The sequence below is a fragment of the Saccharothrix espanaensis DSM 44229 genome, from assembly GCF_000328705.1.
GTDB lineage: Bacteria > Actinomycetota > Actinomycetes > Mycobacteriales > Pseudonocardiaceae > Actinosynnema > Actinosynnema espanaense.
Window position 1 is genome coordinate 5,079,110 of record NC_019673.1, and the last position, 24,084, is coordinate 5,103,193.

Sequence of the window (24,084 nt, forward strand, 5' to 3'; positions counted from 1 at the left end):
CGGGGTGGTCAGTCACGGGTCACGAGGTCGAACCGCATCAACGAGGCGACCAGCGGCGGCGCACCCCGTTCGTCAGCCGGCGGTACGGGCGCACCACCCGGGTCCGGCGCAGCCGGACTTCCCGACGCGGCAGGCGGTTGCGGTGCCGGCCCGGCGTCGAGCCACAGCCGCTTGCGGTGGAAGACCGGCCGGGCCAGCGGGGCGCGGACCGGCGTGTGCGGCGGGGCCGCGCTGGCGACCAGGTGGGCGTTCGTGCCACCGAGGCCGAACGAGCTGACCCCCGCGACCCGGTCCCGCCCGGCGGGCCAGTCGGTCGGCGCGGTGGTCGGGCGCAACGGCGAGCGGGCGAAGTCGAACCTCGGGTTCGGCGTCGCGCAGTGCAGGGTCGCCGGGATCCGGCCGTGTTCGAGCGCGAGCACGACCTTCACCAACCCGGCCATGCCCGCCGCGCTGAGCAGGTGGCCCAGGTTGGACTTCACGCTGCCGATCTCGATCGGGCCGGGCACCCCGCCGAACACCTCGTTGAGCGCGCGCAGCTCGATCGGGTCGCCGATCAACGTGCCGGTGCCGTGCGCCTCCAGCATGGCGACGTCGGCCGGCGCACGTCCGGCGGTGGCCAGGGCCTGCCGCACGACGTCGGCCTGCGCCACGGGGTTGGGCGTGGTGACGCCCATCGTGCGGCCGTCGTTGTTGACCGCCACCGACTCGATCACCGCGTGCACCCGGTCGCCGTCCGCGAGCGCCGCGGCCAGCGGCTTGAGCAGCAGCACCCCACAGCCCTCGGCGGGCACGAACCCGTCCGCGCGCTGGTCGAACGTCCAGCACCGCCCGGTCGGCGACAACGCGCGGGCCGCGCTCAGGTCGAGGTACGACTCGTGGTCGAGCAGCACCTCCACCCCGGCGACGACCGCGAGCTCCGACTCGCCGGCGAGCAGGCTACGGCACGCGACCTGCACCGCCACCAGCGACGACGAACACGCGCTGTCCACGACCAGGTTCGGCCCGCGGAAGTCGAACTGGTGCGCGACCCTGGCCGCGATGAAGTTCTGGTCGGAGCGCAGCACGTCGGCTCGCGCGGGCACCCTGCGCCCGTACTCGGACAGCCGCGCGCCCACGACCACTGCGACCCGTCGCCCCCGCACCTCCTCCACGGTGTGACCGGACTCGGCCAGGCACTCGGCCGTGCCCTCCAGCACCATCCGGATCGCCGGGTCGAGGCACCGGGCCTCGTCGTCGGCCATGCCGAAGTACCCGGGGTCGAACCACTCGATGTCGTCGACGAACCCGCCCCACTTGCTGATCGAGCGGCCCAGGCCGGGTTCGGGCGACCACCAGCGGTCCACGTCCCACCGGGACGCGGGCACCTCGGTGACCGCCGACCGGCCGCCCGCCAGGTTGTCCCAGAACGTCGCGGGGTCGTTGGCACCGGGGAACCGGCACGCCAGCCCGACGACCGCCACCCGCCCGTCCACGGCCGGCACCACGGCCCGCGCGGGAGCCGTCACGACCGGAGCCACAACAGGCGCGACAGGCGCGACAGGCGCGATAGGCGCGATAGGCGCGATAGGCGCTGACGCGACAGGCACCGTCACAACGGGGGCGTCGGTGGTGAGGTCCAGCCCGAGGTGGTCGGAGAGTCGTTCCAAGGTCGGGTGCAGCAACAGGGTGGCCGGGTCCAGTGGCCGGCCCAGCCGGTCTTCGATGCGCACCAGCAGCTCGCCGAGCAGCACCGAGTCCACCCCGAGGTCGCCGAACTCGGCGGACGGGTCGAGGTCGCGCTCGGGGATGCCGAGCGCCTCGGTGAACAACCCGACCAGCCACCGTCCGGCCACCGCGCCCTCCGCGACCGGTTCGGCCGCGACGGGCACCGGCACGACGGGTTCGGGCTGGTCCGGTGCCGGAGGCCGGGTGCCGGGGCGTGCGGTGATCAAGGAGTCGAGGTCCGGCGCGGCGCCCAACGGCGGGCACGGCAGTAGCACGTCGCCCACCGGCAGCGCCAGCACCCGGTCGACCACGCGCAGCCCGGCCGCGTCGTCCAAGGGCCCGATCCCGGCCGGCGCGCACGGGTTGGGCAGCGCGCTGGTCGAGCCGGTCTGCGCCCACTGCGGCCAGTCCACGGCCCGGAACTCGGTGCGCCCGGACCGGATCAGCCCGCGCACCAGGTCGTCCACGGCCATGTTCGCCGCCGCGTAGTCGCTCACGCCGGCCGCCAGCGACGGGACCGTGGAGCACACCGAGGAGAACACCAGGAAGAAGTCCAGCCGGTCGTGCTCGCACAACCGCGTCAGCGTCTCGAACCCGTCGAGCTTCGGCGCGAGCACCGCCCGCACGTCGGAGACGTCCTTGTGCACGAACGCCGGCGCGCCCCGCGTGGCCACACCCGCGCAGTGCACGACCCCGCGCAACGGTCCGAGCTCCGACCGCACCCGGTCCAGGAACCCCTGCACCCCGGCGAACCCGCCACTGTGCCGGAGCACCCTGGCTCCCCTGGCGCGCAACGCATTCGCCACGTCGTCCGAGTCGCGCACGCCGATCAGGGCGACCGCCCGCGCACCGCGCTCGACCAGGTGCCCCGCGACCAGCGCACCCGTGCCCCGCGTGCCACCGGTCACCAGGTAGACGCCGGTCGGGTCGCACTCGGGTGACGACCAGGGCGCGGCCACCGCTTCCAGGCGCGGCCGGTGGCGGACACCACCCCGGTAGCGGACTTCGCCGAACGGTTCGGCGCTCCCCCACTCGGCCAGGATCTCGTGGTGCGCTTCGGCGCGGTCGGTGTCCAGGACCGTGGCGTCGACCCGCGCGTACTCCGCGCCGAGCGAACGCACGAATCCTGCCGTGCGCACGTCGTCACTGGCGACGTGGATGATTCGCAGTGCGGCACGCGGGCGTTCGGACAGCAGCCCGCGCAGCACCGCGACCCTGGTCTCCCAACCGGGTCCGCCGGGCAACGAGACCAGTCCGCCCACGTCCGGCGTCCGCGCCAGTACGGCGGCCAACTCGAACTCGTCCCGGACGGCCGTCGCACCGAGCGCCGCGACCGTGGCCGGGTCGCCGCCCAGGCACAGCACGACGCCGTTCCTCGCCACCGCCGCAGGCACCGGTTGCGGTGTCCAAGTCTTGCGGTACAACGGTGTTTCGGCCGCCGCACGCTCCGGGAGCCAGCACCGGACCCCGGCGAACGGGTAGGTCGGCAGCTCCACCACGACCCGGCCGGGCGCGTGCAGCCGCTCCCAGTCCACGTGACCGCCCGCCACCCAGTGCCGCGCGAGGGCGGCGGGCGAAGCGTTGTCCGGCAGGGCATCCGACGGGTCGACCGAGGCCGGCGCGCGGCCGAGCAGCACCCTGGCGTCGGTGCGGTAGGACGCCAGGCACTCGCCCAGCTCCGCCACGTCCTCCACGACCACGGCGAGCCGCTGCCGCAACGGTTCCCGCCCGACTTGGAGGGTGAAGGCGATGTCCGCGAGCGCCGGTCTGCCGCCGGCCAGCAGCGCGGTGGCGTGGTCGGCCGCCGATCCGGCGAACTCGCCGGACGCGATCCGCCGCAACGCTTCCAGCAGCCGCTCCGGTCCTGGCGCGTCATCGGCGCGCAGGTGGGCGAGCAACCGCTGGACCATCTCGTCGAGCCGGTCCGCGTCGTACGCCGAGAGCACCACGACCTGCGGCCCGGCCGGTGCGGGAGCCGGCACGACAGCGGGCGGCGCGGCCACCACGGCGTGCGCGATGGTGCCGCCCGCGCCGAACGAGCTGATCCCGGCGACCTTCGGCCCGGTCCACTCGGCGCGATCACGCTGGAGCCGGAAGGGGACGCTGTCCCAGTCGATCCCGGGGTTGAGCTCGCCGGCGTGCAGGGAGGACGCGAGCGTCCCGTGCCGCAGTTGCAGCACGACCTTGGTGAGCCCGGCGAGCCCGGCGGCGGCCTCGGCGTGGCCGATGACCGACTTCACCGAGCCGATCGGCACGCTGCCCGCCGGCAGGTCGCCGAACGCCCGGGTCAGGCCGTCGACCTCCACCGGGTCACCGAGCGCGGTGCCCGCGCCGTGCGCCTCGACGTAGCCGATCCCGGCCGGTTCGGTGCGGGCGTCACGCAGCGCGCGGCGCACCACGTCGGCCTGCGCGGCGGGGCTCGGGACGATGTAACCGTTGGTGCGCCCGGCGTGCACGACGGACGTGCCGCGGATGACGGCGTGCACGCGGTCGCCGTCGGCCAGCGCGCGTTCCAGCGGCTTGAGCACGACCACGGCCACGCCCTCGGCCGGCACGAACCCGTCGCCGCCCGCGCCGAAGCTGCGGCACCGGTGGTCGCCCGAGGTCAGCGACATCCGGCTCTGCTGGATGAACTTGTTGGGGTGCAGGGACAGGCTCACCGCGCCCGCGATGGCCACCTCGCTCTCGCCGCGCCGCAGGCAGCCGACCGCGAGGTCCAGCGCGACCAGGGCGGAGGAGCACATCGTGTCCACGGTCAGGCTGGGCCCGCGCAGGTCGAAGAAGTAGGAGACCCGGTTGGCGATGCCGCCCAGCGTCGCGCCGGAGTCCTGCGGCGAGCCCAGGAGGGTCTGCTCCGCGCCGAAGATCGGGTACTCGTTCCACATCGCGCCCGCGTAGACCGCGACCGACGAGCGGTGCCGGTCGCGCAGCCGGGTGCGCGGGTAGCCGGCGTGCTCCAGCGCCTCCCAGGTCACTTCGAGGAACTGCCGCTCCTGCGGGTCCATGAGCGCCGCGTCGCGCGGGGTGATGCCGAACAGCAGCGGGTCGAACCGGTCGACGCCGTCGAGGTAGCCGCCCTCCATCAGGTGCACCGGCCAGCCGGGACGCGCGCGGTCGGCGGGGTGCGGCGTCACGCAGTCCCGCCCGCCTTCGAGGTTCGCCCAGAACTCCCGCAACCCCCGCGACTGCGGGAACCGGCAGGAGAGCCCGACAACGGCGATCTCTCCACCTCCGGCAGCGGGCTCCGTTGGGCGGGCCGGGGCTTCGGCCGGTTGCGGCACGGTGACCGGCCTGGCCGGCTCGCGCACGGCGGTCGGGTCGCTGTCGTCGGGGTCGCTGTCGTCGGGGTCGCTGTCATCGGGGGCGGTGTGGCCGTGGGCGGCCAGGGCGGCGGCGACCGCGGCAAGCGTGGCGTGCTCGAAGAACAGCGTGCGGGAGCGTTCGCCGAGGTCCCGCTCCAGCCGTGCGTTCACCTTGCTGATCACGAAGGACGACAGGCCCTGGTCGGTCAGCGGCACCCGCGCGCCGACCGACGACTCCGCGATCCCGGACTCCTCGGCGTAGGCGCGGACCAGGTAGCGCAGCAGCGCCGACTCGCCGGCCGGTGCGTCGGCCGTGAACGGGTAGGTCGGCAGCGGCACCCGGCGGCCGGGCACGGGCCAGTACCGCCGCCAGTCGACGGCACGTCCCGCGACCCACTCGACCGCCGCGTCCGCGTCGGTTTCCGGTTCGGGGCCGGGCGGCACGGCACCGGCCGTGCCGGGCACGACCACCCCGTGCACCACCGAGGCGTCCTCCCGGTCCGCCAGGAACGCGCTCAGCCCGTCGAGCAGGCCGCGCAGGTCGTGGCACCGCACGGCCAGCCGGTGCGCCAGCGGCGTCCGGCCGACCTGCGAGGTGTAGGCGACGTCGGTCAGCGCGGGCGGCTCGGCCGGGCCGGCGAGGTGGTCGCGCAGGCGCTCGGCGCAGCGGCGCAGCCGTTCGTGCCCGGCGGCCGACAGCACGACCGCACGCGGGTTTGCGAGTGGTTGCGTCACGAACACCTGCCCCGTCCGACGAAGGCGTCCGGCCGGCGGATCGCGGCCGACGACCACGCTAGGCAGCCCGCGCCCGGCCAACCGCTCAACACTGAGCAGCCGCACGCGGTTGCTCCGGGGGCTCAGTGTTGAGCAGAAACCCCGAGCGTCCCGCCCGTACAACCAGGGCGTCGCGGACAACCGATGAGGAGAGAGCCGATGACCACCACCCTTGGTCCCCCGCAGGCGCTGCACCAGTCGTCGCTGCCGCTGGAACGGGTCCTGCACTCCACCAACTCCGGGTTCATCCTGCACCGGGTGGGACAGCTCGCCTACGAGTTCGCGGCCGAGGGCCGCCGGTTCAGCGTCGACCTGCTGCGCTACATCAACGAGTCCCAGGAGGGTGTCGCCACGTCGTTCGCGTTCGAGGAGGCGTTCGGCGTCCGCGACCGGCTGCACTGGTTCATCCACCTGAAAACCCCGGCGGACTACGCGATCCTGCTCAACATGGTCGACCACGACCTGGAGTTCCGGCGGATCTCCGACGACGACCGGCTGCCGCACAAGGGCGGCGGCAACTGGGACAAGATGTTCCTGCACCGCAGCCTGCACGAGGACGTCCTGGTGCCACAGCACGGGATGGACCACGACGACGACGACGATGACGACGACCACCACGGCGGTGGGACGTTCGTGCCGCCCGCGTCGTCCCAGCTCAGCCAGCCGCCGGAGCTGCGGCTCAACTCCGCCACGGCGGGCGCGATCGTCGTGCGCACCTCGGACGTGAAGTACGAGCTGCGCGAGGAGGGCCGGATGTTCCTCGCGCACTGGCAGCACTACGTCAACGAGAAGCTGGCGGGCAAGGTCACCGCGACCCTCTACGAGCAGACGTGGGGCCAGCAGGACCACCTGTGGCAGCTCATCCACCTCAAGTCCGCCGAGGACTACCACGAGTTGCAGGCGCTGGAGCGCGGCCGGGAGATGACCGCCGAGATCTTCGAGCGGCAGCGTATCCACGAGACCAAGGGCGGCGGCACCTGGGACAAGCTGTTCATCCCCGCCAGCATCAAGGACACCCTGCTGCTGCCGCACGCGCCGAACAGCGATGGCTGAGCCGGTCGGGATCGAGGACGTCAACGTCTACCCGGGCCGGGCCCGGGTGGACGTGCGGGCGTTGTTCGAGGCGGGCGGCCTGGACCTGAGCCGGTTCGCGAACCTGATGATGGAGCACCGCTCGGTGAACCTGCCGTGCGAGGACCAGGTGACCAACGCGGTCAACGCCGCCAAGCCCCTGGTCGACGCCCTCGATCCCGGCCGCCGCGACTCGATCGAGCTGGTGGTGGTCGCCACCGAGTCCGGGTTGGACTTCGGCAAACCGCTGAGCACCTACGTGCACCAGCAGCTCGGGCTCGGCCCGGCCTGCCGGTCGTTCGAGGTCAAGCACGCCTGCTACGGCGGGACGGCGGCGTTGCAGACCGCGGCGGCGCTGGTCGCGGCCAGCCCGGTGCCCGACGCGCGGGCGCTGGTCGTCTCGACCGACATCGCGAGCCCGTCCTCCGGGGGCAGCTACTGGGAGCCCTCGGAGGGCGCGGGCGCGGTGGCGCTGCTGGTCGGCCGCGACCCGGCCGTGCTGCGGCTCGACGTCGGCGCGAACGGCTACCACACCCAGGAGGTGATGGACACCCTGCGGCCCCGGCCGGACTTCGACGTCGTCAACTCCGACCTGTCGCTGCTGGCGTACCTGAACTGCCTGGAGCAGTCGTTCGCGGGCTACCGGCGGCGGGTGGCGGGCGCGGACATCGTGGACACGTTCGACTACCTCGCCTTCCACATCCCGTTCGCGGGCATGGTGAAGGGTGCGCACCGCACGTTGTTGCGGCGCACCAAGGGCTGGGACCGGGCGGCGATCGACGCGGACTTCGACCGGCGGATGGCCCCGTCGCTGCTGCACACCACCAAGGTCGGCAACCTGTACTCCGGGTCGCTCTACCTGGCGCTGTGCTCGCTGATCGACCACGCGGACTTCGGCGCGGCGCGCCGGGTCGGGATGTTCTCCTACGGTTCGGGCTGCGGCTCGGAGTTCTACAGCGGGGTGGTCTCCGAGCGGGCCCGGGACCGGTTGGCGGCCCGCCCGATCGAGAAGGCGCTCGCCGAGCGGCGGGAGCTGACCGTGGCCGAGTTCCGGGCCCTGGACGGGTTCCTGGGCGACCGGGCGTTCGGCACCCGGGACGCGGTGCTCGACACCACGCCCTACCAGTCCATCGTGGACAGTCACTTCGCCGGCCGCGGCCTGCTGCTGCTGGACCGCATCGAGGACTTCCACCGAGTCTACCGGTGGAGCTGATGGCACCGCGGACGATCACGGTGGCCGGGGAGCCCGGCCTGACCCGGATCACCCTGGCCCGACCGGACCAGGGCAACGGCATAGACGACGTCGTGATCGGCGAGCTGCACGCGGCGCTCGACGCCGCCGAACGCGACACCGAACGCCCGGTCGTCGTGCTGTGCGGCCGGGACGGCGTGTTCAGCGACGGCATGAACTTCGCAGCCGCCGCCGACAACGACGCCTCCGACGGCGGCGCGGCGTTCTTCGACCTGTTGCGGCGCTTCACCACCGTGCCGCGGGTGGTGGTCGCCCAGGTGGACGGGAAGGTCGCGGGCGGCGGTGTCGGGCTGGTCGCCGCCGCCGACCTGGTGCACGCCACCGAGCGCAGCACGTTCGCGCTGCCGGAAGCGCTGTGGGGGTTGCTGCCCTGCTGCGTGCTGCCGTTCCTGGTGCGCCGCATCGGTTTCCAGAAGGCGTACGCGGCGACGTTGAGCACCCAGGCCGTGTCGGCGCGGGAAGCGCACCGCGTCCACCTCGTGGACGAGCTGACCGAACGGCCCGAGGTCGCGTTGCGGCAGTTGGTGTTCCGGCTGACCCGGCTCGACCCGGCGGTGGTCGGCGACGCGAAGAGGTACTTCGGCGGGTTCTCCGGGATCGACGACGGCGCGAAGGCGCGGGCGGTCGGCGAGTTCTCCCGGCTCATGTCGTCACCGGCGGTGCGCGGGCGGATCTCGGCTTTCGTCCACCACGGCCGCTACCCGTGGGAGCGCTGAGATGACGCGGGCGTGGGTGTTCCCCGGCCAGGGGTCGCAGAAGCAGGGCATGGGCGCGGACCTGTTCGACCGGTTCCCGGCCGAGGTCGCGGTGGCCGACCGGGTGATCGGCCTGCCGCTGCGCGAGCTGTGCGCCGACGTGCGCGGCGAGTACCTCGACAAGACCCGGTACGTGCAGCCGGCCGTGTTCGCGGTGACCACGCTGGCCGGCCGCGCGGCGCTGGCGGCCGGCCCGCCGCCCGACCTCGCCGCCGGGCACAGCCTGGGCGAGTACGCCGCGCTGCACCTGGCCGGGTGCCTGGACTTCGAGACCGCGCTGCGGCTGGTGGTCCGGCGCGGCGAGCTGATGGGCGAGGCCCGGGGCGGCGCGATGCTCGCCGTGCTCGGCCTGCCGAGGGCCCGGGTCGAGGCGGTGCTGGCCGAGGTCGAGGACGTGGACCTGGCCAACGACAACCTGCCCGACCAGGTGGTGCTGGCGGGCAGCCGCGACGGCGTGCGGGCGGTGATCGAGGCCGTGCGGCGGCTCGGCGCGGGGCGCTGCGTTCCGCTGGCGGTGAGCATCGCCGCGCACTCCCGGTTCATGGCCGACGCCGCGGCGCGGTTCGCCGACGTGCTGCGCGAGGTCCGGTTCGCACCACCGGCGTTCCCAGTGCTGGCCAACGTGACGGCCGAGCCGCACCACCGGGACACCATCGCCGACCTCCTGCGCCGCCACTTCACCCAGCCGGTGCGGTGGTGGGACACCCAGTGCCGGCTGGCCCGCGCGGGCGTGGCCGAACCGGTCGAGATCGGCCCCGGCGAGGTCCTGACCAAGATGTGGCGCCGCGCCGCGCCCGTCCTGCCCCCACCGGACTCCCCCACCGTCCACACTCCACCGGTCCCCACACCGCTGGCCCACATCCCCCTGGCCCACACCCCGCCGGTTCCCACACCGACCGTCCACCCCCGCTCGTCGCCTGTGCCCGCGCAGCCCCCGGAGGCGTCGGAGTTCCGGAAATCACCCGACCCCGAAGTGTCGGGATCACCCGATCCCGAAGTGATCCCGCACCGGCCGGCGGCCGCCGGAGCGCCCGGTTCCGCCGCCCTGCGCGCCGACTACGGCGTCCGGCACGCCTGCCTGGCGGGCTCCCTGGACCACGGCGTCACCTCGCCCGCCCTGGTGCGCCGGCTGTCCGACGCCGGCCTGCTGGGCTTCCATGGCACCCGAGGGCTCGCCGTCGACGCCGTCCGCCGGGCCTTGGACGAACTGCGGCACGTCGCCCGCTACGGCATGGCGTGGCCGACCGGTGTGGACGAACCCGCGATCGCCGACCTCTACCTGGCGCACGGCGTCCGGCACGTCGAGGTCGCCGGGGCGCACGCTGGCGTCTCCCCCGACCTCGTCCGGTTCCGGTTCGCCGACGGCCCGCGCCAGGTCCTGGTGCGCGTCGCGGACCCGGCCACCGCCGCCCGCTTCCTCAAGCCCGCCGACCCCGCCGTGCTGCGCGCGCTGGTCGCCGAAGGTCGCCTCACCGCACGGGACGCGTCAGCGGCGGCGGGGCTGCCGGTCGCCACCGACATCGCCGTGGAGCGGGACTGGCCGGCCGTCCTGCCCGCCGTGCCCAAGGCGGGCGGGGCGCGCGTCGGCGTCGCCGGCGTCGGAACGCCGTCCGCCGTTGCCGCCGCGTTCACGCTGGGCGCGGACTTCGTGCTCACCACGACGGTCAACCAGGCCACGCCGGAAGCCGCCACGTCGGACGCCGCCAAGGACCTGCTGGCCGCGCTGGACGTCGCCGACACCCGCGACGCGCCGGACCCGGACCTGTTCGAACTGGGCGGACGCGCCCCGGTCGCGCGCAAGGGCACGTTGTACGCCGCGCGTGCCGAACGCCTGTACCGGCTCTACCTCAGGCACGACCGGATCGAGGACGTCCCGGCCGCCGACCGCGCCGAGCTGGAGCGCACGCACTTCGGGCGGCCACTGGACGAAGTGTGGTCCGGGCTGGGGGTGCGCGCCCGGGACGACCGGCACCGCCTGGCGCTGGTGTTCGCCGCCTACTGCCGGGAGGCCACGGCGGCGGCGCTCGCGGGCGTCGCCGGGCAGCGCCTGAACTACCGGGTGCCCAGCGGCCCGGACGTGGGCGCGTTCAACGGTTTCGCCGCCGGCACGCCGCTCGCGCACTGGCGGGCCCGGCACCCCGACCTGATCGCCGAGGAGCTGATGTCGCGCACCGGACCGGGCCGCTAGCCGACCCGATGCGACCCGACCGCGCCGGGTCGGGCCGTTAGCCGGCGACCAGCTCGGTCAGCTTGAGCACGGACTTCCAGTTGCGGGTCGTGCTCACCGTGCCGGTCTTCCGCTCCACGAACACGTTCTGCAGCTTGGTGCGGCCGTAACCGCCAGGAACGTGCAAGAAGATCTCGCGGCCGAGCAGGGTCAGCACGCCCGTTTCACCCGGGGGCGGGACCAGCGCGGCCGCCTTGTCGGCGGCGGGCACCGCGTCGAGGAACGTGACGTGCAGCTTGGTCAGGTCGTCCTCGACGTCGAGGTACGGGTTGGCGGCGACGATCGCCTTCATCTCGTCGTGCGAGCGCACCAGCACCGGGACGTCCTTGCCCCACTTGTCCGAGATCCCGCGCCGGATCCGCGCCACCACCTCGGCTTCGTCGTCGGTGTCCGCGTCGAGCACGACGTTGCCGCTCTGGATGTAGGTCTGCACGTCGGAGAACCCGCTGTCGGCCAGCACCTGGCGCAGTTCGACCATCGCCATGGAGCTGCCGCCGCCGATGTTCACGGCCCGGAGGAGTGCGACGAAGCGCGTCATGGCGCAGATCATAACCACAGCTCCGGCCGCACCGGTCGAACCCGGCCGGCCGCTCAACTCTGAGCAGACCACGCCACCCGGGCGGACGTAGAAACCGTGTCAGCAGCCAGTTGGCGGCCGAGGGAGGGGGACCTGGTGGCACCAGTGGACAGCGGACGCGACACCCGATGTCGGGCGACGCCGCCGCCGACGAACCCGTCCTCCCGGTCGCACGTGACTCCCCGGACCGAGGAGACCCCATGAGCGTTCCCACCTCCGCACTCGTCGTGCCCGACCTGCTGCGCCTGCGGGCCGAGCAGTTGCCCGCGCGCGAAGCCATCAACGTCCGGGGGTTGCGCACGATCACCTACGGGGACTGGGACGCCCGCTCCAACGCGGTGGCGCACGGCCTGCTGGCGCGCATCGGCGGGAGGGGCCGGGGCGTGCGGGTCGCCCTGCTCTACAGCGGCGACGACTGGATCGACTACGCGATCGCCTACTTCGGCGTGCTCAAGGCGGGTGCGACCGCGATGCACGTCAACGACTCGCTGCCGGTGGCGGAACTGGAACGCCGTTTCGCCCAGTGCGAGGTCGTCGGCGTGATCCACGGCGCGCCCATCACCTGGGAGGGCACGGCGGACCGCTGGTCGCTGACCACCGCCGACCTGGACTCCGGGGACCACTCCGCGCCCGAGGTGGACATCCGGCCCGTCGACATCGCCGACATCCTCTACACCTCCGGCACCACCGGGCCCGCGAAGCCGTTCACCAACCCGCACGGCACGCCCACCTACGGGCGCGGGTCGGCCGCGCTGGGCACCTTGGACGACACCGCGCCGCTGCTGGCCCCGATGCCCATGGGCACCACGTCGAGCTCGACGACCGTGGCGGTGCTGGCCACCACCACGCCGTCACCGTTGATCGTCTGTTCACCCGACGACCCCGAGGAGTTGGCCCGCCTGGTGGCCGAGCACGGCTGCGGCACGGTCATCCTCACGCCGTGGACGGCAATCCGGCTGATGGCCATCCGCCCGCACGAGCGCTACGACCTGAGCAGCGTCAAGAGCATCGGCAACGCCTCCGCGCCGATGCCGCCGCGCATCGCCCGGGAGCTGCTGCGAGCGATGCCGAATGCGGTCATCAACAGTGCCTATGCCCAATCCGAGGCGGTACCTGCCATCATGCTGGGCACGGTCGACCCGGACCGGCCGATGTCGGTGGGCCGGGTGGGCCGGGGCACCGAGATGGTGGTGGTGGACGAGCACGGCGATCCCGTGCCCACCGGCGAGCTGGGCGAGATCTGGCTGCGCAGCGAGGCGCCCAAGAGGCTCTACCTCGACCCGGGGCTCAACGAGAAGGTGCACGCCGGTGGCTGGACCCGCACCCGGGACCTGGGGCGGGCCACCGAGGACGGCGAGCTGTTCCTGTTCGACCGCAAGGTGGACGCCATCACGACGTCCGGGCGGCTGGTGTCGTCGCTGGAGGTGGAGGCGGCGGTCTACGAGCACCCGGCCGTGCGCGAGGCGACCGTGATCGGCCTGCCCGACGAGGAGCGGGGGCAGGCGGTGACCGCGGTCGTGGTCCTCGACGGCACCGCGGACGACGCGGAGCTGCTCGGGTTCCTCGCCCGCCGGCTGGAGCCCCACCAGGTCCCGGCCAGGATCCACCGGTTGCCGGCACTGCCCCGCGGCGGCACCGGCAAGGTGCTGAAGTTCGAGTTGCGCCGGACCCTGGCGCGCAATACTCCATACGGCGGGGAATAAGAAAACCGGATGGCCCCATAAAGATTGCCGGGTCATGGATTTTCGGATCGCAACGCGACAGGCTCCGGGTACGATGGAAATAGTGAACACACATCGCCGACAGGCTTCGACATCACTGCCTTAGGGGGGCTGGTTGAGCACTTCAACTGGTGTCCACGAATTCTGTAGTCGGCTCAGCACCGCGTTGGCGCGGGAACCGACGCTGGCCAACCGGACGCACGTTCCCAAAGGCGGGACCGTCTACAATTCCGGCGACCGCGACCAGCGCATGTACATCGTCGAGGTCGGTCAGCTCAAGACCATGACCACGGCGGCGGACGGCAAGCAGTGCCTGCTCTCCATCCACACACCGCGCGACACGTTCGGCGAACTCGGTCTTCTCGACGGCCCGCGCCAGGAGACCGCGATCGCGATGAAGCACAGCGTGCTGCGCCAGATCAACTACGCGAAGCTGTTGGCCATCCTGGCCGAAGACGAGCTGATGAACCGCCATTTCACCCACTTCCTGATGAGTCGGATGCTCGACCAGCAGCTGACCATCACCCAACTGGTCACCATGGACAGCGAGCACCGGCTCGCGGCCACCCTGCTGCGCATCGCGCGCAAGCTCGGCAGGAGGGCGCCGACCGGGGTCTACATCGACATCCGGCTGACCCAGGAGGACCTGTCGAGCATGGTCGGCACGACCCGGTCGCGGGTCGGGCTGTTCCTGAAGAACTTCCGGGAGAACCGGCTCCTCGACCCGCTGCCCGGCGGCTTCATGCTGGTGCGGGAGGAGGCGCTGGCCGCGTACGTGGAGCGCGACCTGGAAGCCGCCCTGACCACGCCGGCGGTGCCCGAGCAGGAGTGCCGGTCGGTGGCGAACCAGTCCCACTACGACCTCCGCCACCCCGGCCGGCGACCCGCGAGCAGGCTGGGGACGTCGACGATCGAGCGCCTTGGCTAGGCTGCGGCGCATTGCTACAATTCCGCCCGGAAATTACATGCTCATCAATAGACCTCACCTCCCAGGGGGATGAATGGCTGTCGGTCGCTGGGCCGCGGTGACCCTCGACTGCGCGAATATCGCGGAGTTGGTGGATTTCTACCGGGACGCCGCCGGGCTGGACCCGGTGCACGTGTCGGAGAAGGGCGCCTTCCTCGCCAACGGCGACGGCGTCGCGCTCGCGATGCAGCGGGTGGACGACTACCGGGCTCCGGAGTGGCCGGCCCAGACCGTTCCCCAGCAGCTGCACCTGGACCTGGCCGTCGAGGACCTCGACAAGGCCGAGGCCGAGCTGCTGGCCCTGGGTGCGACGAAGCCCGCGGACCAGCCGGACGGGGCGAAGTGGCGGGTCTACCTCGACCCCGCCGGGCACCCGTTCTGCGCCTCGGTGTGGGACTGAAGGCGCCGGAGTCCGTTCCACGGAAAGAGAAGAGACATCGTGAGCAACACCGCAACGGCATCCTTTACCCTGGACTCGTGGGACGAGGACGAGTGGCAGGAATCCCCTGACGGCATGAAGTTCTCACGCGCGAGCGTGACGAAGACGTTCAGCGGCGAGCTGGAAGGCACCAGCCGCGCGCAGTTCCTCTTCGCGTACGGCCAGGGCGGCGCGGGCTACGTGGGCCACGAGCGGTTGGACGTGGCCGTCAACGGCAACAAGGGCACGTTCGTCCTCCAGCACCAGGCGGTCGGCCTGATCAGCGACGAGGGGGGCGCGGAGTGGCACATCGTGCCGGGCACGGGCACCGACGACCTCGCCGGGATCCAGGGCACCGCCACCATGCGCAAGCTGCCGGAGGGCGGTCACACGTTCACCCTGACCTACGAGATCCTCGACGAGATCGCCTGACCGCGGTCCTCCACGACGATTTCGGCGAACCCCGCGATCATTGTCCACAATGGACACAAGGTCGCGGGGTTCTGCTTTCCCGGTCGCGCCGACCGTCGATCCACCATGGACGGTCGACCGCGGGTGTCAGCGGTGCAGGGCCGTCTCCTGCTCCATCCGGGACAGCTTCTCCGGGTTGCGCACGGCGTAGATCCCGGTGACCAGGCCGTCATCGATGCGCACCGCCAGCACGGTGTCGAGTTCGCCGTCGATCCGCAGCACCAGCGCCGGGTGCCCGTTGACCTGCGCCGGCCACAGCGACAGCGGGGCGGGGACCTTGCGCAGCCCGCCGGCGAGCAGGCGGGACACCTTGTCCGCGCCCACGACCGGCCGCGGCACGGCCTGCTTGACGCCGCCGCCGTCGCCCACCAGGACGACGTCCGGCGCGAGCAGGTCGAGCAGCCCCTTCAGGTCGCCGGTCTCGATGGCGTGCTGGAACGCCGCGAGCGCGTCCCGGGTCTCGGCCGGGGAGACCGACCCGCGCGGCCGGCGCGCGGCGACGTGCGCCCGCGCCCGGTGCGCGACCTGGCGGACGGCGGCGGGGGTCTTGTCCACCGCCGCCGCGATCTCGTCGTAGCCCAGGTCGAACACCTCGCGCAGCACGAACACCGCGCGTTCGGTCGGCGCGAGCGTCTCCAGCACCAGCAGCATCGCCATCGAGACGCTGTCGGCCAGTTCGACGTCGTCGGCGACGTCGGGCGCGGTCAGCAGCGGCTCGGGCAGCCACGAGCCGACGTAGGACTCCTTGCGCCGGCCCATCGTCCGCAGCCGGCCCAGTGCCTGGCGGGTGGTGATCCGGACCAGGTAGGCGCGTTGCTCCCGCACGGTGTCGAGGTCGACGCCGACCCACCGCAGCCAGGTCTCCTGGAGGACGTCCTCCGCGTCGGCGGCCGAGCCGAGCATCTCGTAGGCCACCGTGAACAGCAGGTTGCGGTGGGCCAGGAACACCGCAGTAGCACGGTCCGGACGATCGTCGCGCACGCGATCGCCCTGCGCGCGCTCGTCGGGTGTGCCGTTCGACCTGCCGGACATGGGCGGCCCCCTCTCCACTCGCGATCCGAGACTCCCACCAGACACCGGCCACCGCCGTTCTGTGACACCCGGGCGCGGTGGTGTGCGTCACGCGCCCGCACCTGTCACAGGACCGGTGCGGCCGGCATCTGGTGGTCGTCAAGCACGCGACACCACGAGTGAGGACGACGCCATGGAAGCCCGGATCAACTTGTTCGACAACGAGGTCGCCGCCAAGTTCGCCAAGCGGTTCATCGGCGCGGGTCTGGTGATCGAGCAGTCGACGCTGCCCAAGCAGACCCAGGAGCTGGTCAAGATCCGGGCCAGCCAGATCAACGGCTGCGGCTTCTGCACCGACATGCACACCAAGGAGGCCACCGCCGCCGGGGAGGCCGCGGTCCGGCTGAACCTGATCGCCGTGTGGCGCGAGGCCACCGTGTTCACCGAGCCCGAGCGGGCCGCGCTGGCGCTCGCCGAGGAGGGCACCCGGCTCGCCGACACCCACCACGGCGTGTCGGACGAGACCTGGGCGAAGGTGCGCGAGCACTTCGACGACGAGCAGGTCGCCGCGCTGATCTCGCTGGTCGCGCTGATCAACGCGGCCAACCGGATCAACGTCATCGTGCGCAGCCCGGCGGGTTCGTACGAGCCCGGCATGTTCGCCGCGATGGCGAAGTGACCCGCGGCGGGCCGTCGGCGGTGAACCCGAACCGCACCGAGGCGGCGGGCAGGCCGGTCGCGGAGATCGACCAGCACGAGCGCATCCAGTCCAGGTAGGTCCCGCTCGGCACGCCCGCGACCTCCGGCGGGTACGGCAGCCGCACGTCGAACGGCGGCACCTGGCTGACCACGGTGACCCCGCCGACGACAGCGGGTGGCGCGGGTCGGGCGGGCTGAGCACCCGCATCAGCAGCGCCGCGTCCGGCACCGTGCGCCGCGTTGCGCAGCGAGCGGTCGAGTCCTTGTGCACGACGGGCAGGCCGCCGGGCGTGCTCGACGGCCAGGGTTACGATCGCGTTCACCGCCGGGTTCACCCGCTCGACCCGGTCCAGGTGGGCATCGAGCACCTCCCGGGCCGACACCTCCCGGCGGGCAGGAAGCACAGGTCGGACATGGCTTCGGGGTCGTGCTCTCCGGGGCGGGGCGGTGGCCGTGACCGGGACGAGCACGACGTCGTCCGACGGTGCCAGTGCACGTCCGAGGCGTCCAGCACGACCGCACACGGTCCGGTCCGGTGGCCTTCACGACGTGCCGTCGGGCCGGCGAACCCGGAGATCTCGGACATCGGGGCGACTAAGGCTCCGCCGAGTGGTGGAATGGTCCGTAACGGGTGCCACACGGCAGGCGGAGTGCGCAGGGGGCGGGGACGTGGAGAGTGAGCGGCCGGATCGCGGCTTGCTGGGTCGGCTGTCGGAGGTCACGGCGTCCGCGCTGCTCGCCCTCGGCGACCCGGTCGCCTGGGGGCCCGGCGACACGGTGTTCCGCGAGGGCGCGGAGGACGGCCACGCCGCGCTCCTGCTCACCGGCGCGGTCACGGTGTGGGCGACCGGGGTGGAGGGCGGGCCGACGCTGCTCGCGGTGCGCTCCGCCGGCGACCTGGTCGGCGAGATGGCGGCGCTGGACGGCAAACCGCGCTCGGCGACGGTGACGGCGTGCGGCGCGGTCACCGCCCGGCTGATCCCGCAGCACCAGCTGCTGGACCTGCTCGACCGGCACCGCGGGGTGCTGGCCGAGCTGGCCAGGGCGAGCGTCGACCACCTCCGCTGGTCCAACGACCTGCGCCGGGCCATGCCGCACCAGGCGTCGACCCGGATCGCCCGGGTGCTGGTGCACCTGGTCACCCGGCACGGCCGGCGGACCGCCGACGGCGGCTGGACGCTGGACCTCCCGCTGACCAACATCGAGCTGGCCTCGATCGCCGGCATGAAGCCGCGCACCGCCGAGAAGGCGTTCAGCGACCTGCGCGACTGCGGCGCGGTGCGGGCCAGCGCGCGCCGCATCGTCCTGGTCCCCGACCTCGCCCGGCTGCGCACCATCGCCGCGGGCCACCAGCAGGCGCCCGACGACGACGGCGAGTGAGCACACGGGCCGCCCCGACGTCGCCGGCCGAGCACGTCCTCGGTGCGGAACGCGCCGTCCGGCCGGTCCACCCGGACGGCCGACGTCACCGGCCGCACCGTCGCCCGCCAGGTGGCCGACCAGGCAGCGATCCGGGACGCGGACCGGCTGGTCCTGGTCGGGCAGTCCTGGGGCGGGTCGCGGGGTCAGCAGGCGACGAAGTCGCACTGGTCGGGCTGGTTCCCGCTGATCCGGTTGTCCACCAGTTCGATCGACGGCGGGTCGGGGACGTACCAGGTCGCGCCGACGCCGCCGCCGGTCCCGCGGTTCCCGGGGTCGCCGCCGTGGCCCCCGGTCGCCCGGCTCGGTGCGCCCTTGCCGCCCTCGCCGGTGGCGTTGCCCGTGACCACCACGCCTTCCAGGTGCGCGCTGCGCTTGCGGTCCACGTGGACGCCCGCGCCCTCGCCGCTGCGCCCACCCGCGCCGCCGTGGCCGAGCCGCAGGTCCGAGCCGCCGCGCCCGCTCGCGCCGCCGTCCGCGCCGTGGCCGGTGCGGTTGCCGGCGATCCGGCCGCCCGCGATCCACACCACCGGGTTCGCCGGTCCCTGGCCCAGCGCGATGCCGCCGCCGTCGCCACTGGCACCGCCGACCGCGCCGCTGCCGGCCAGGCCGTCCGGCGCGCCGCCGCGCCCACCCGCGCCGCCGTCACCGCCGCGCCCACCCGCGCCGCCGTCACCGCCGCGCCCGCCCGCGCCGCCGTCGCCGGTGCGGTTGTCCACGACGACGACCCGGTCCAGGGTGACCGGGCCGTTCGAGCGCGCCACGATGCCGCCGCCCCGACCGCCCTGACCGCCGGCCCGGGACTCCCGGCCGCCCCAGATGCCGCCGCCGGCACCGCCCGCGACGCCGCGCCCACCCGCGCCCGCGTCACCCGACGGCCCGCCGTCCCCGGTGCCGTTGCGGGTGACGACGGTGTCGACGACGGTGAGCACGCCGCTGCTGTCGATCGCGCCGGCGTCACCGCCCGGACCGCCGAAGCCCATCTTCCCGCCGCGCCCGCCCGTCCCGGTGGTCGAAGCGCCGCCCGGCGCGCCGTGCGCACCCGCCCCGCCCCGGCCCGTGCGGTTGCCTTCGAGGGTGCTGCCGACCACGGTGAGGGAGCCGCTGCTGACGATCGCGCCGCCGTGCCCGCCACTGCCGCCGTCGCCGCCCTCGCCGCCGTCCGCGCCCGCCGCCGGGGCCGCGCCGCCGTCGGCACCTCGCGCGCCCCTGCCGGTGGTGTTGTCCTTGAGCACGGACTGCCGCACGACCAGCGTGCCGGTGTTGGCCACCGCGCCGCCGGAACCACCGGAACCACCCGCCGCGCCGGCGGGCACGGGCGCGGCGGGCGCGCCGTCACCGGTCCGGTTGCCCACCAGCGTCGACCGGGCGAGCAGCACCTGACCGGCGTTGTCGATCGCCCCGCCGGAGCCGCCCGACCCGCCGGGCGCGGCCGCGTCGGTGGTGTGCCCACCGGTCACCGTGATCCCGTCGAGGGTCAACGAGCCCCCCTGCGCCACCTGGAAGATCCGGAACCGGGGCGCGCGCGGGTCGCGCCTGATCGTGGTGTCGCGGCCGGTGAGCGTGAGCGACTCGGTGATCACCGGGAAGCCGTTGTCCCCGATCGGTCTGGCGAGCGTGTAGGTGCAGCCCGGGGCCAGCGCGAGTTGGCCGCCCAGCTCCGTCACCGCCTCGACCAACGCGGCCGTGTCGCACGGGACCGCGACCGAGGCCGACGCGGGAACGTCGACCAGGCCGAACCCCGCGACGAGCACGACGACACCCGAGATCCGTGTGATCATGGCCGCTCCCCTCTTCCACGTCCCCCCGAGCCTTGCCCGTCGCGCGCGGCCGGGGAATCCACGGAACGGCCGAACCCCGTTGCACCACCGGACATTCGACCGTATTCCAGGTTGCACGGATCGCGGTCCACTGTGGACGTCGGTACGGTGGCCCGCGACGGGAGGACCCGACGCCCGGCACGTTCGGCACCGAAGGGGTGTAAAGCGGGCAAAACGGGTAAAGGAGCCCATGGCGACAGGGAGAGTGGCGGTGTTCGCACCGTCTCCGCAGTTGACGGTGACGGTCGAGGTGCTGGACGACAAGCCGGACATCCACGTGCACGCGGGCGGGCAGGGGGTGTGGCAGTCCCGGATGATCAAGTCGCTGGGCGTGGACGTCGTGCTGTGCGCGGCCCTCGGCGGCGAGACCGGGCAGGTGCTGCGCCACCTCGTCGGCGTGGACCTCGTCTCGCGCGAGGTCACCGCGCGCAACGGGGCCTACGTGCACGACCGCCGCGACGGCGCGCGCGACCCGGTCGTGGCGATGCCGGCCGACGCGCTGTCCCGGCACGAGCTGGACGACCTGTACGAGATGACCCTGGTCGAAGGGCTGCGCGCGGGCGTCGCCGTGCTCAGCGGACCCGCCGCCGACGACGAGCCGGTGCCGGACTCGGTCTACGAGCGGCTGACCCGCGACCTGCGCGACAACGGCTGCCAGGTGGTGGTCGACCTGTCCGGCGGACGGCTGGCCGCCGCGCTGGCCGGCGGCCCGACGGTGGTCAAGGTCAGCCACGAGGAACTGGTGTCCGACGGGCTGGCCGACTCCGACGCGCTGCCCGATTTGGCGAGGGCGTGCCGCCGGATGGCCGAGCAGGGGGTCCGCGCGGTCGTGGTGTCCCGGGCCGCGGCGGAGACGCTGGCCATGTACGACGACGGTTTCGTCCTGGTAGAACCACCCCGGATGTCCACTGTGGACACCCGAGGTGGCGGCGACTCGATGACCGCGGGCCTGGCCGCCGGGCTGGCCGAGGGCCTGTCGATGGAGGACGCGCTCAAGCTCGGCGCGGCGGCGGGCGCGGTCAACGTGATGCGGCACGGCCTGGGCTCGGGCAGCGGCGAGGTGGTGCGGGAACTGGCCGGCCGGGTGAAACTGGAGCGGTGGGAGGACAACACGTGAGAGCGCTGATCACCAACGACGACGGCATCGGCTCGGCGGGCCTGGCCGCTCTGGCCCGCGCGGCGCTGGAGCACGGCTGGACGACGGTCGTGGCCGCGCCCGCGCGCGAGTCCAGCGGCACCAGCGCGGGCCTGACCGCGGCCGAGGACGAGCGGCGGGTGGCGGTCGAGCGGCGCGAACTGGCCGGGCTGCCGGACGTGCCGGCCTACGCGGTGGCGGCGCACCCCGCCTTCATCGCGCTGGTGGCCGCGCAGGGCGCGTTCGGCGGCGCGCCGGACGTCGTGCTCTCCGGCGTGAACCGGGGCGCGAACGTCGGCCGGGCGGTGCTGCACTCCGGCACCGTCGGCGCGGCCCTGACCGCGTCGCTCAACGGCGCGCGCTCGCTGGCCGTCTCGCTCGACGTCGGGCTGGAGCCGCAGGTGGAGCACTGGGCGACCGCGGTCGCGGTGGCCGCCGGCCTGTTCGACCGGCTGGCCGCCCTGCCGGCCGGCACGACGCTCAACCTCAACGTGCCCAACCGGCCGGCGGTCGGACCGCCGCGACGGGCGTCGCTGGCGGAGTTCGGCATGGTCCGCAGCCGGGTCAAGGAGGCCGACGACGGCTCGATCACGCTCACGTCGGTGGTCGTGGAGGGCGAACTGCCGCCGGGCAGCGACGCGGCCGTGCTCGCCGAGGGCCACCCGACGCTGACCCCGCTGCGGTCGGTGACCGAGGACCCGGACCTGGACGTGTGACCCGCCCGAAAGCGCGAACGGCCCGGACGTGTGACCAGTCCGGAACTGCGAACGGCCCGAAATGTGACCGGCCCGACCGGGAGAGCGGTCGGGCCGGGCGGGCCCCGCGCACGGGGCCGGGGTCCGGTGCTACTTCTTGCGCTGCCAGGCGTACAGGTTCCAGGTGATGCCGCCACCGAGCCCCACGTAGGAGATCGGGGAGATGTCAGCCGAGCTGGCCGAGAAGTCGGTCAGCTGGAACAGCGGGACGCTGTGCAGGTCGTTGCGCATCTCCTTGTCGATGTCGTTCATCATCTGGGTGCGCTTCTGGTAGTCCAGCTCGCCGTTCGCGGCCTTCCACTTCTCGGTCACGACGGCCGAGTCGTAGTTGTTGTAGTTGCCCGTGCCGCCCTTGGACTTCTGGGCGTAGTTGCCGTACGCACCGGCCTTCAGCGGCTGGCCGACCCACGCGAACAGCGCGGCGTCGAACTCGGACGCCGGGAGGCGCTTGTCGTTGAAGTCGGCGGCCTGGTCGTCGATGATCTCGATACCGGCCTGGCGGCACTTGTCCTGAAGGATCCGGACGGTGTCGGCACGGCGCTGCACGGTCTTGTGGCCGAGCTTGAACGACGCCCGGTACTCGCCCTTGGCGAAGATGCCGTCGCCGCCCTGCTTCCAGCCGGCGTCCTCCAGCGTCTTCTTCGAGGCGGCCACGTCACCGTTGCCGACGTCGGAGTAGTGGTCCTCGTAGCCGACCTCGTTCGGCATGAACACGAACGAGCCCAGCGGCTTGGCGTTCTGGTCCACGTCCTTGATCAGCTTGTCGACCAGGTCCTCGCGGTCGAAGCACTGGGCGATGGCCAGGCGCAGTTCCTTGTTGTTCTTGAACAGCGGCCGGTCCATGTTGAAGTCGACGTGCTCGTAGGTCTGGCCACCGGCCGCGTAGACCTCGTAAGCACTGTCGCCGCGCAGCTGCTGGGCCACGGCCGGCTCCGCCTGCGGCGCGATCGCCACGACTTCCTTGTTCTGCAACTGCTGGGCCGCGGACTGCGGGTCCGAGTTGGTCTTGAGCACGACCTTGGAGGCGGAGGGCTTCTCGCCCCACCACTTCGGGTTGCGCACGAGGACCGTCTGGTCCTTCAGGTCCGAGGACTCGATCAGGTACGGGCCGCCGGACAGCGCCACGTCGGCCTTGAAGCCCAGCCAGCCCGTGGTGTAGAACTCGGCGACCTTCTTGACCGTGTCGTCGTTCTGGGACGGCAGCACCTTGGTGATGTCCGCGACGCCGGTCTTGTCCTCCAGCACGTGCGACGGCAGCAGGCCGTCGCTACCGACCTGGGAGAACAGCGCGCGGTAGTCCGCGAACGGCTTGTCCTTGAAGAACGAGGTCGTGATCGTCTTGCCCTCGTCCGAGCACTCGAGCTTCTCGATGTTCTCGTAGCCCGTGGGCGAGGTGTCGAAGATCGAGGCCTCGGAGCCGTCCTCGCCCTTCGTGGTGGCCTTGCTCGTGGCCGCCAGCCACTTCAGGTGGAAGTCACCGCAGTCGATCGGCTTCCCGTCCGACCACACCGCCGCCTTGTTCACCTTCCACTCGATGACCTGGGGGTCGCTCGAGGTGACCTTGATCGACTCCATCAGGTCGCCGTCGACCTTGATGACGAACTTGCCGTCGACCAGGTCCACCAGGTACGGCGAAGGCTGCACGTTCGACAGCGCGATGGTGCTGGAGAAGTTGTTCGTCGCGCCGAGGTTGTTGTTGTAGTTGTGGAAGTTCTCCTCGATGGCGACCGCGATCTCGCCGATGTCGTCCACCTTGGGACGCTTGAACAGCTCGTCCTGGCCACCGATCTTGCCCGGGTCCGCGTTCTGCAACGGGCCCTGGTCGCCGGCACCGTCGGTGCCGCCGCCACACGCCCCCAGCAGCAACGTCGCACTCGCGAGCAGCGCGAGCGCCGGCACCGCCCTTGATCGCCTCATTGATCTGCACCCTCCCCGTGCCGACTCCGACACAATCGGTCGAATTGCCGCAAGTCGGCCACGAACACTGCATACACAAACGAGATGAC

At 72.9% G+C, this 24,084-nt stretch carries 18 protein-coding genes; 12 read left to right on the forward strand and 6 right to left on the reverse strand.

Annotation, left to right across the window (positions count from 1 at the left end; translation table 11 throughout):
- Positions 1-8: 8 nt before the first annotated feature.
- Positions 9-5,741, reverse strand: coding sequence for an SDR family NAD(P)-dependent oxidoreductase (locus tag BN6_RS22355; protein WP_148302965.1), 5,733 nt, complete (start codon positions 5,739-5,741; stop codon positions 9-11).
- A gap of 198 nt (positions 5,742-5,939) precedes the next feature.
- Between BN6_RS22355 and BN6_RS22360 the strand changes: the two genes are divergently transcribed.
- From BN6_RS22360 to fabD, 4 genes are read left to right on the forward strand one after another with little or no spacing between them, the layout of a single operon-like run.
- Positions 5,940-6,833, forward strand: a complete 894-nt coding sequence (locus tag BN6_RS22360) for a DUF6039 family protein (protein WP_041317703.1) — start codon at positions 5,940-5,942, stop codon at positions 6,831-6,833.
- Positions 6,826-8,064 carry a hydroxymethylglutaryl-CoA synthase family protein gene (locus BN6_RS22365; protein ID WP_015102011.1) on the forward strand — a complete coding sequence of 413 codons (1,239 nt, stop codon included), beginning with the start codon at positions 6,826-6,828 and terminating at the stop codon, positions 8,062-8,064. Before BN6_RS22360 ends, BN6_RS22365 begins: the two co-directional genes overlap by 8 nt.
- Positions 8,064-8,819 carry an enoyl-CoA hydratase-related protein gene (locus BN6_RS22370; RefSeq protein WP_041317707.1) on the forward strand — a complete coding sequence of 252 codons (756 nt, stop codon included), beginning with the start codon at positions 8,064-8,066 and terminating at the stop codon, positions 8,817-8,819. Before BN6_RS22365 ends, BN6_RS22370 begins: the two co-directional genes overlap by 1 nt.
- A 1-nt stretch (position 8,820) precedes the next feature.
- Positions 8,821-11,046 carry an ACP S-malonyltransferase gene (gene fabD / locus BN6_RS22375; RefSeq protein ID WP_015102013.1) on the forward strand — a complete coding sequence of 742 codons (2,226 nt, stop codon included), beginning with the start codon at positions 8,821-8,823 and terminating at the stop codon, positions 11,044-11,046.
- A 37-nt stretch (positions 11,047-11,083) separates the two neighbouring features.
- Here fabD and BN6_RS22380 read toward each other — a convergent pair whose 3' ends face one another.
- Complete coding sequence (locus tag BN6_RS22380) at positions 11,084-11,623, reverse strand: DUF1697 domain-containing protein (RefSeq protein WP_041313647.1); 540 nt, start codon at positions 11,621-11,623, stop codon at positions 11,084-11,086.
- A 239-nt stretch (positions 11,624-11,862) separates the two neighbouring features.
- On the opposite strand from BN6_RS22380, the gene BN6_RS22385 reads away from it, so the two are divergent.
- The 4 genes from BN6_RS22385 (at position 11,863) to BN6_RS22400 (ending at position 15,200) form a co-directional block, all read left to right on the forward strand.
- Positions 11,863-13,365 carry a class I adenylate-forming enzyme family protein gene (locus tag BN6_RS22385; RefSeq protein ID WP_015102015.1) on the forward strand — a complete coding sequence of 501 codons (1,503 nt, stop codon included), beginning with the start codon at positions 11,863-11,865 and terminating at the stop codon, positions 13,363-13,365.
- Positions 13,366-13,498: 133 nt separating this feature from the next.
- Positions 13,499-14,311: a Crp/Fnr family transcriptional regulator gene (locus tag BN6_RS22390; protein ID WP_015102016.1), complete on the forward strand. Its 813-nt coding sequence runs from the start codon at positions 13,499-13,501 to the stop codon at positions 14,309-14,311.
- Positions 14,312-14,384: 73 nt separating this feature from the next.
- On the forward strand, positions 14,385-14,750 hold the full coding sequence (locus BN6_RS22395) for a VOC family protein (protein WP_015102017.1): 366 nt from the start codon (positions 14,385-14,387) through the stop codon (positions 14,748-14,750).
- A gap of 39 nt (positions 14,751-14,789) precedes the next feature.
- Positions 14,790-15,200, forward strand: coding sequence for a DUF3224 domain-containing protein (locus tag BN6_RS22400; RefSeq protein ID WP_015102018.1), 411 nt, complete (start codon positions 14,790-14,792; stop codon positions 15,198-15,200).
- Positions 15,201-15,326: 126 nt separating this feature from the next.
- Here the strand turns inward: BN6_RS22400 and BN6_RS22405 are convergent, their stop codons facing one another.
- Positions 15,327-16,271 (reverse strand): RNA polymerase sigma-70 factor, encoded by a 945-nt coding sequence (locus BN6_RS22405; protein ID WP_015102019.1) that lies wholly within the window; start codon positions 16,269-16,271, stop codon positions 15,327-15,329.
- A 172-nt stretch (positions 16,272-16,443) separates the two neighbouring features.
- Between BN6_RS22405 and BN6_RS22410 the strand changes: the two genes are divergently transcribed.
- Complete coding sequence (locus BN6_RS22410; protein ID WP_041313650.1) at positions 16,444-16,929, forward strand: carboxymuconolactone decarboxylase family protein; 486 nt, start codon at positions 16,444-16,446, stop codon at positions 16,927-16,929.
- Here the strand turns inward: BN6_RS22410 and BN6_RS50050 are convergent.
- On the reverse strand, positions 16,868-17,317 hold the full coding sequence (locus BN6_RS50050) for a hypothetical protein (RefSeq protein ID WP_331712588.1): 450 nt from the start codon (positions 17,315-17,317) through the stop codon (positions 16,868-16,870). The genes BN6_RS22410 and BN6_RS50050 overlap by 62 nt on opposite strands.
- Positions 17,318-17,618: 301 nt before the next feature.
- Here BN6_RS50050 and BN6_RS22415 point away from each other — a divergent pair, with 301 nt between their 5' ends.
- Positions 17,619-18,329, forward strand: coding sequence for a Crp/Fnr family transcriptional regulator (locus BN6_RS22415; protein ID WP_015102022.1), 711 nt, complete (start codon positions 17,619-17,621; stop codon positions 18,327-18,329).
- Between the two features lie 185 nt (positions 18,330-18,514).
- On the opposite strand, the gene BN6_RS49710 is transcribed toward BN6_RS22415, so the two are convergent.
- Complete coding sequence (locus BN6_RS49710; RefSeq protein WP_015102023.1) at positions 18,515-20,149, reverse strand: hypothetical protein; 1,635 nt, start codon at positions 20,147-20,149, stop codon at positions 18,515-18,517.
- Positions 20,150-20,393: 244 nt separating this feature from the next.
- Here BN6_RS49710 and BN6_RS22425 point away from each other — a divergent pair, with 244 nt between their 5' ends.
- Together BN6_RS22425 and surE are read left to right on the forward strand one after the other, a co-directional pair.
- Positions 20,394-21,305 carry a PfkB family carbohydrate kinase gene (locus BN6_RS22425; RefSeq protein ID WP_084672728.1) on the forward strand — a complete coding sequence of 304 codons (912 nt, stop codon included), beginning with the start codon at positions 20,394-20,396 and terminating at the stop codon, positions 21,303-21,305.
- On the forward strand, positions 21,302-22,039 hold the full coding sequence (surE, locus tag BN6_RS22430) for a 5'/3'-nucleotidase SurE (protein ID WP_015102025.1): 738 nt from the start codon (positions 21,302-21,304) through the stop codon (positions 22,037-22,039). Before BN6_RS22425 ends, surE begins: the two co-directional genes overlap by 4 nt.
- 129 nt (positions 22,040-22,168) lie before the next feature.
- On the opposite strand, the gene BN6_RS22435 is transcribed toward surE, so the two are convergent.
- Positions 22,169-23,995, reverse strand: a complete 1,827-nt coding sequence (locus BN6_RS22435) for an ABC transporter family substrate-binding protein (RefSeq protein WP_015102026.1) — start codon at positions 23,993-23,995, stop codon at positions 22,169-22,171.
- Positions 23,996-24,084 lie beyond the last annotated feature (89 nt).

Bases quoted from the DNA above. Each gene is read 5' to 3' on its own strand.
- BN6_RS22360 (WP_041317703.1), top strand. From the start codon at position 5,940: ATGACCACCACCCTTGGTCCCCCGCAGGCGCTGCACCAGTCGTCGCTG.
- BN6_RS22365 (WP_015102011.1), top strand. From the start codon at position 6,826: ATGGCTGAGCCGGTCGGGATCGAGGACGTCAACGTCTACCCGGGCCGG.
- BN6_RS22370 (WP_041317707.1), top strand. From the start codon at position 8,064: ATGGCACCGCGGACGATCACGGTGGCCGGGGAGCCCGGCCTGACCCGG.
- fabD (WP_015102013.1), top strand. From the start codon at position 8,821: ATGACGCGGGCGTGGGTGTTCCCCGGCCAGGGGTCGCAGAAGCAGGGC.
- BN6_RS22380 (WP_041313647.1), bottom strand. From the start codon at position 11,623: ATGACGCGCTTCGTCGCACTCCTCCGGGCCGTGAACATCGGCGGCGGC.
- BN6_RS22385 (WP_015102015.1), top strand. From the start codon at position 11,863: ATGAGCGTTCCCACCTCCGCACTCGTCGTGCCCGACCTGCTGCGCCTG.
- BN6_RS22395 (WP_015102017.1), top strand. From the start codon at position 14,385: ATGGCTGTCGGTCGCTGGGCCGCGGTGACCCTCGACTGCGCGAATATC.
- BN6_RS22405 (WP_015102019.1), bottom strand. From the start codon at position 16,271: ATGTCCGGCAGGTCGAACGGCACACCCGACGAGCGCGCGCAGGGCGAT.
- BN6_RS22410 (WP_041313650.1), top strand. From the start codon at position 16,444: ATGGAAGCCCGGATCAACTTGTTCGACAACGAGGTCGCCGCCAAGTTC.
- BN6_RS49710 (WP_015102023.1), bottom strand. From the start codon at position 20,149: ATGATCACACGGATCTCGGGTGTCGTCGTGCTCGTCGCGGGGTTCGGC.
- BN6_RS22435 (WP_015102026.1), bottom strand. From the start codon at position 23,995: ATGAGGCGATCAAGGGCGGTGCCGGCGCTCGCGCTGCTCGCGAGTGCG.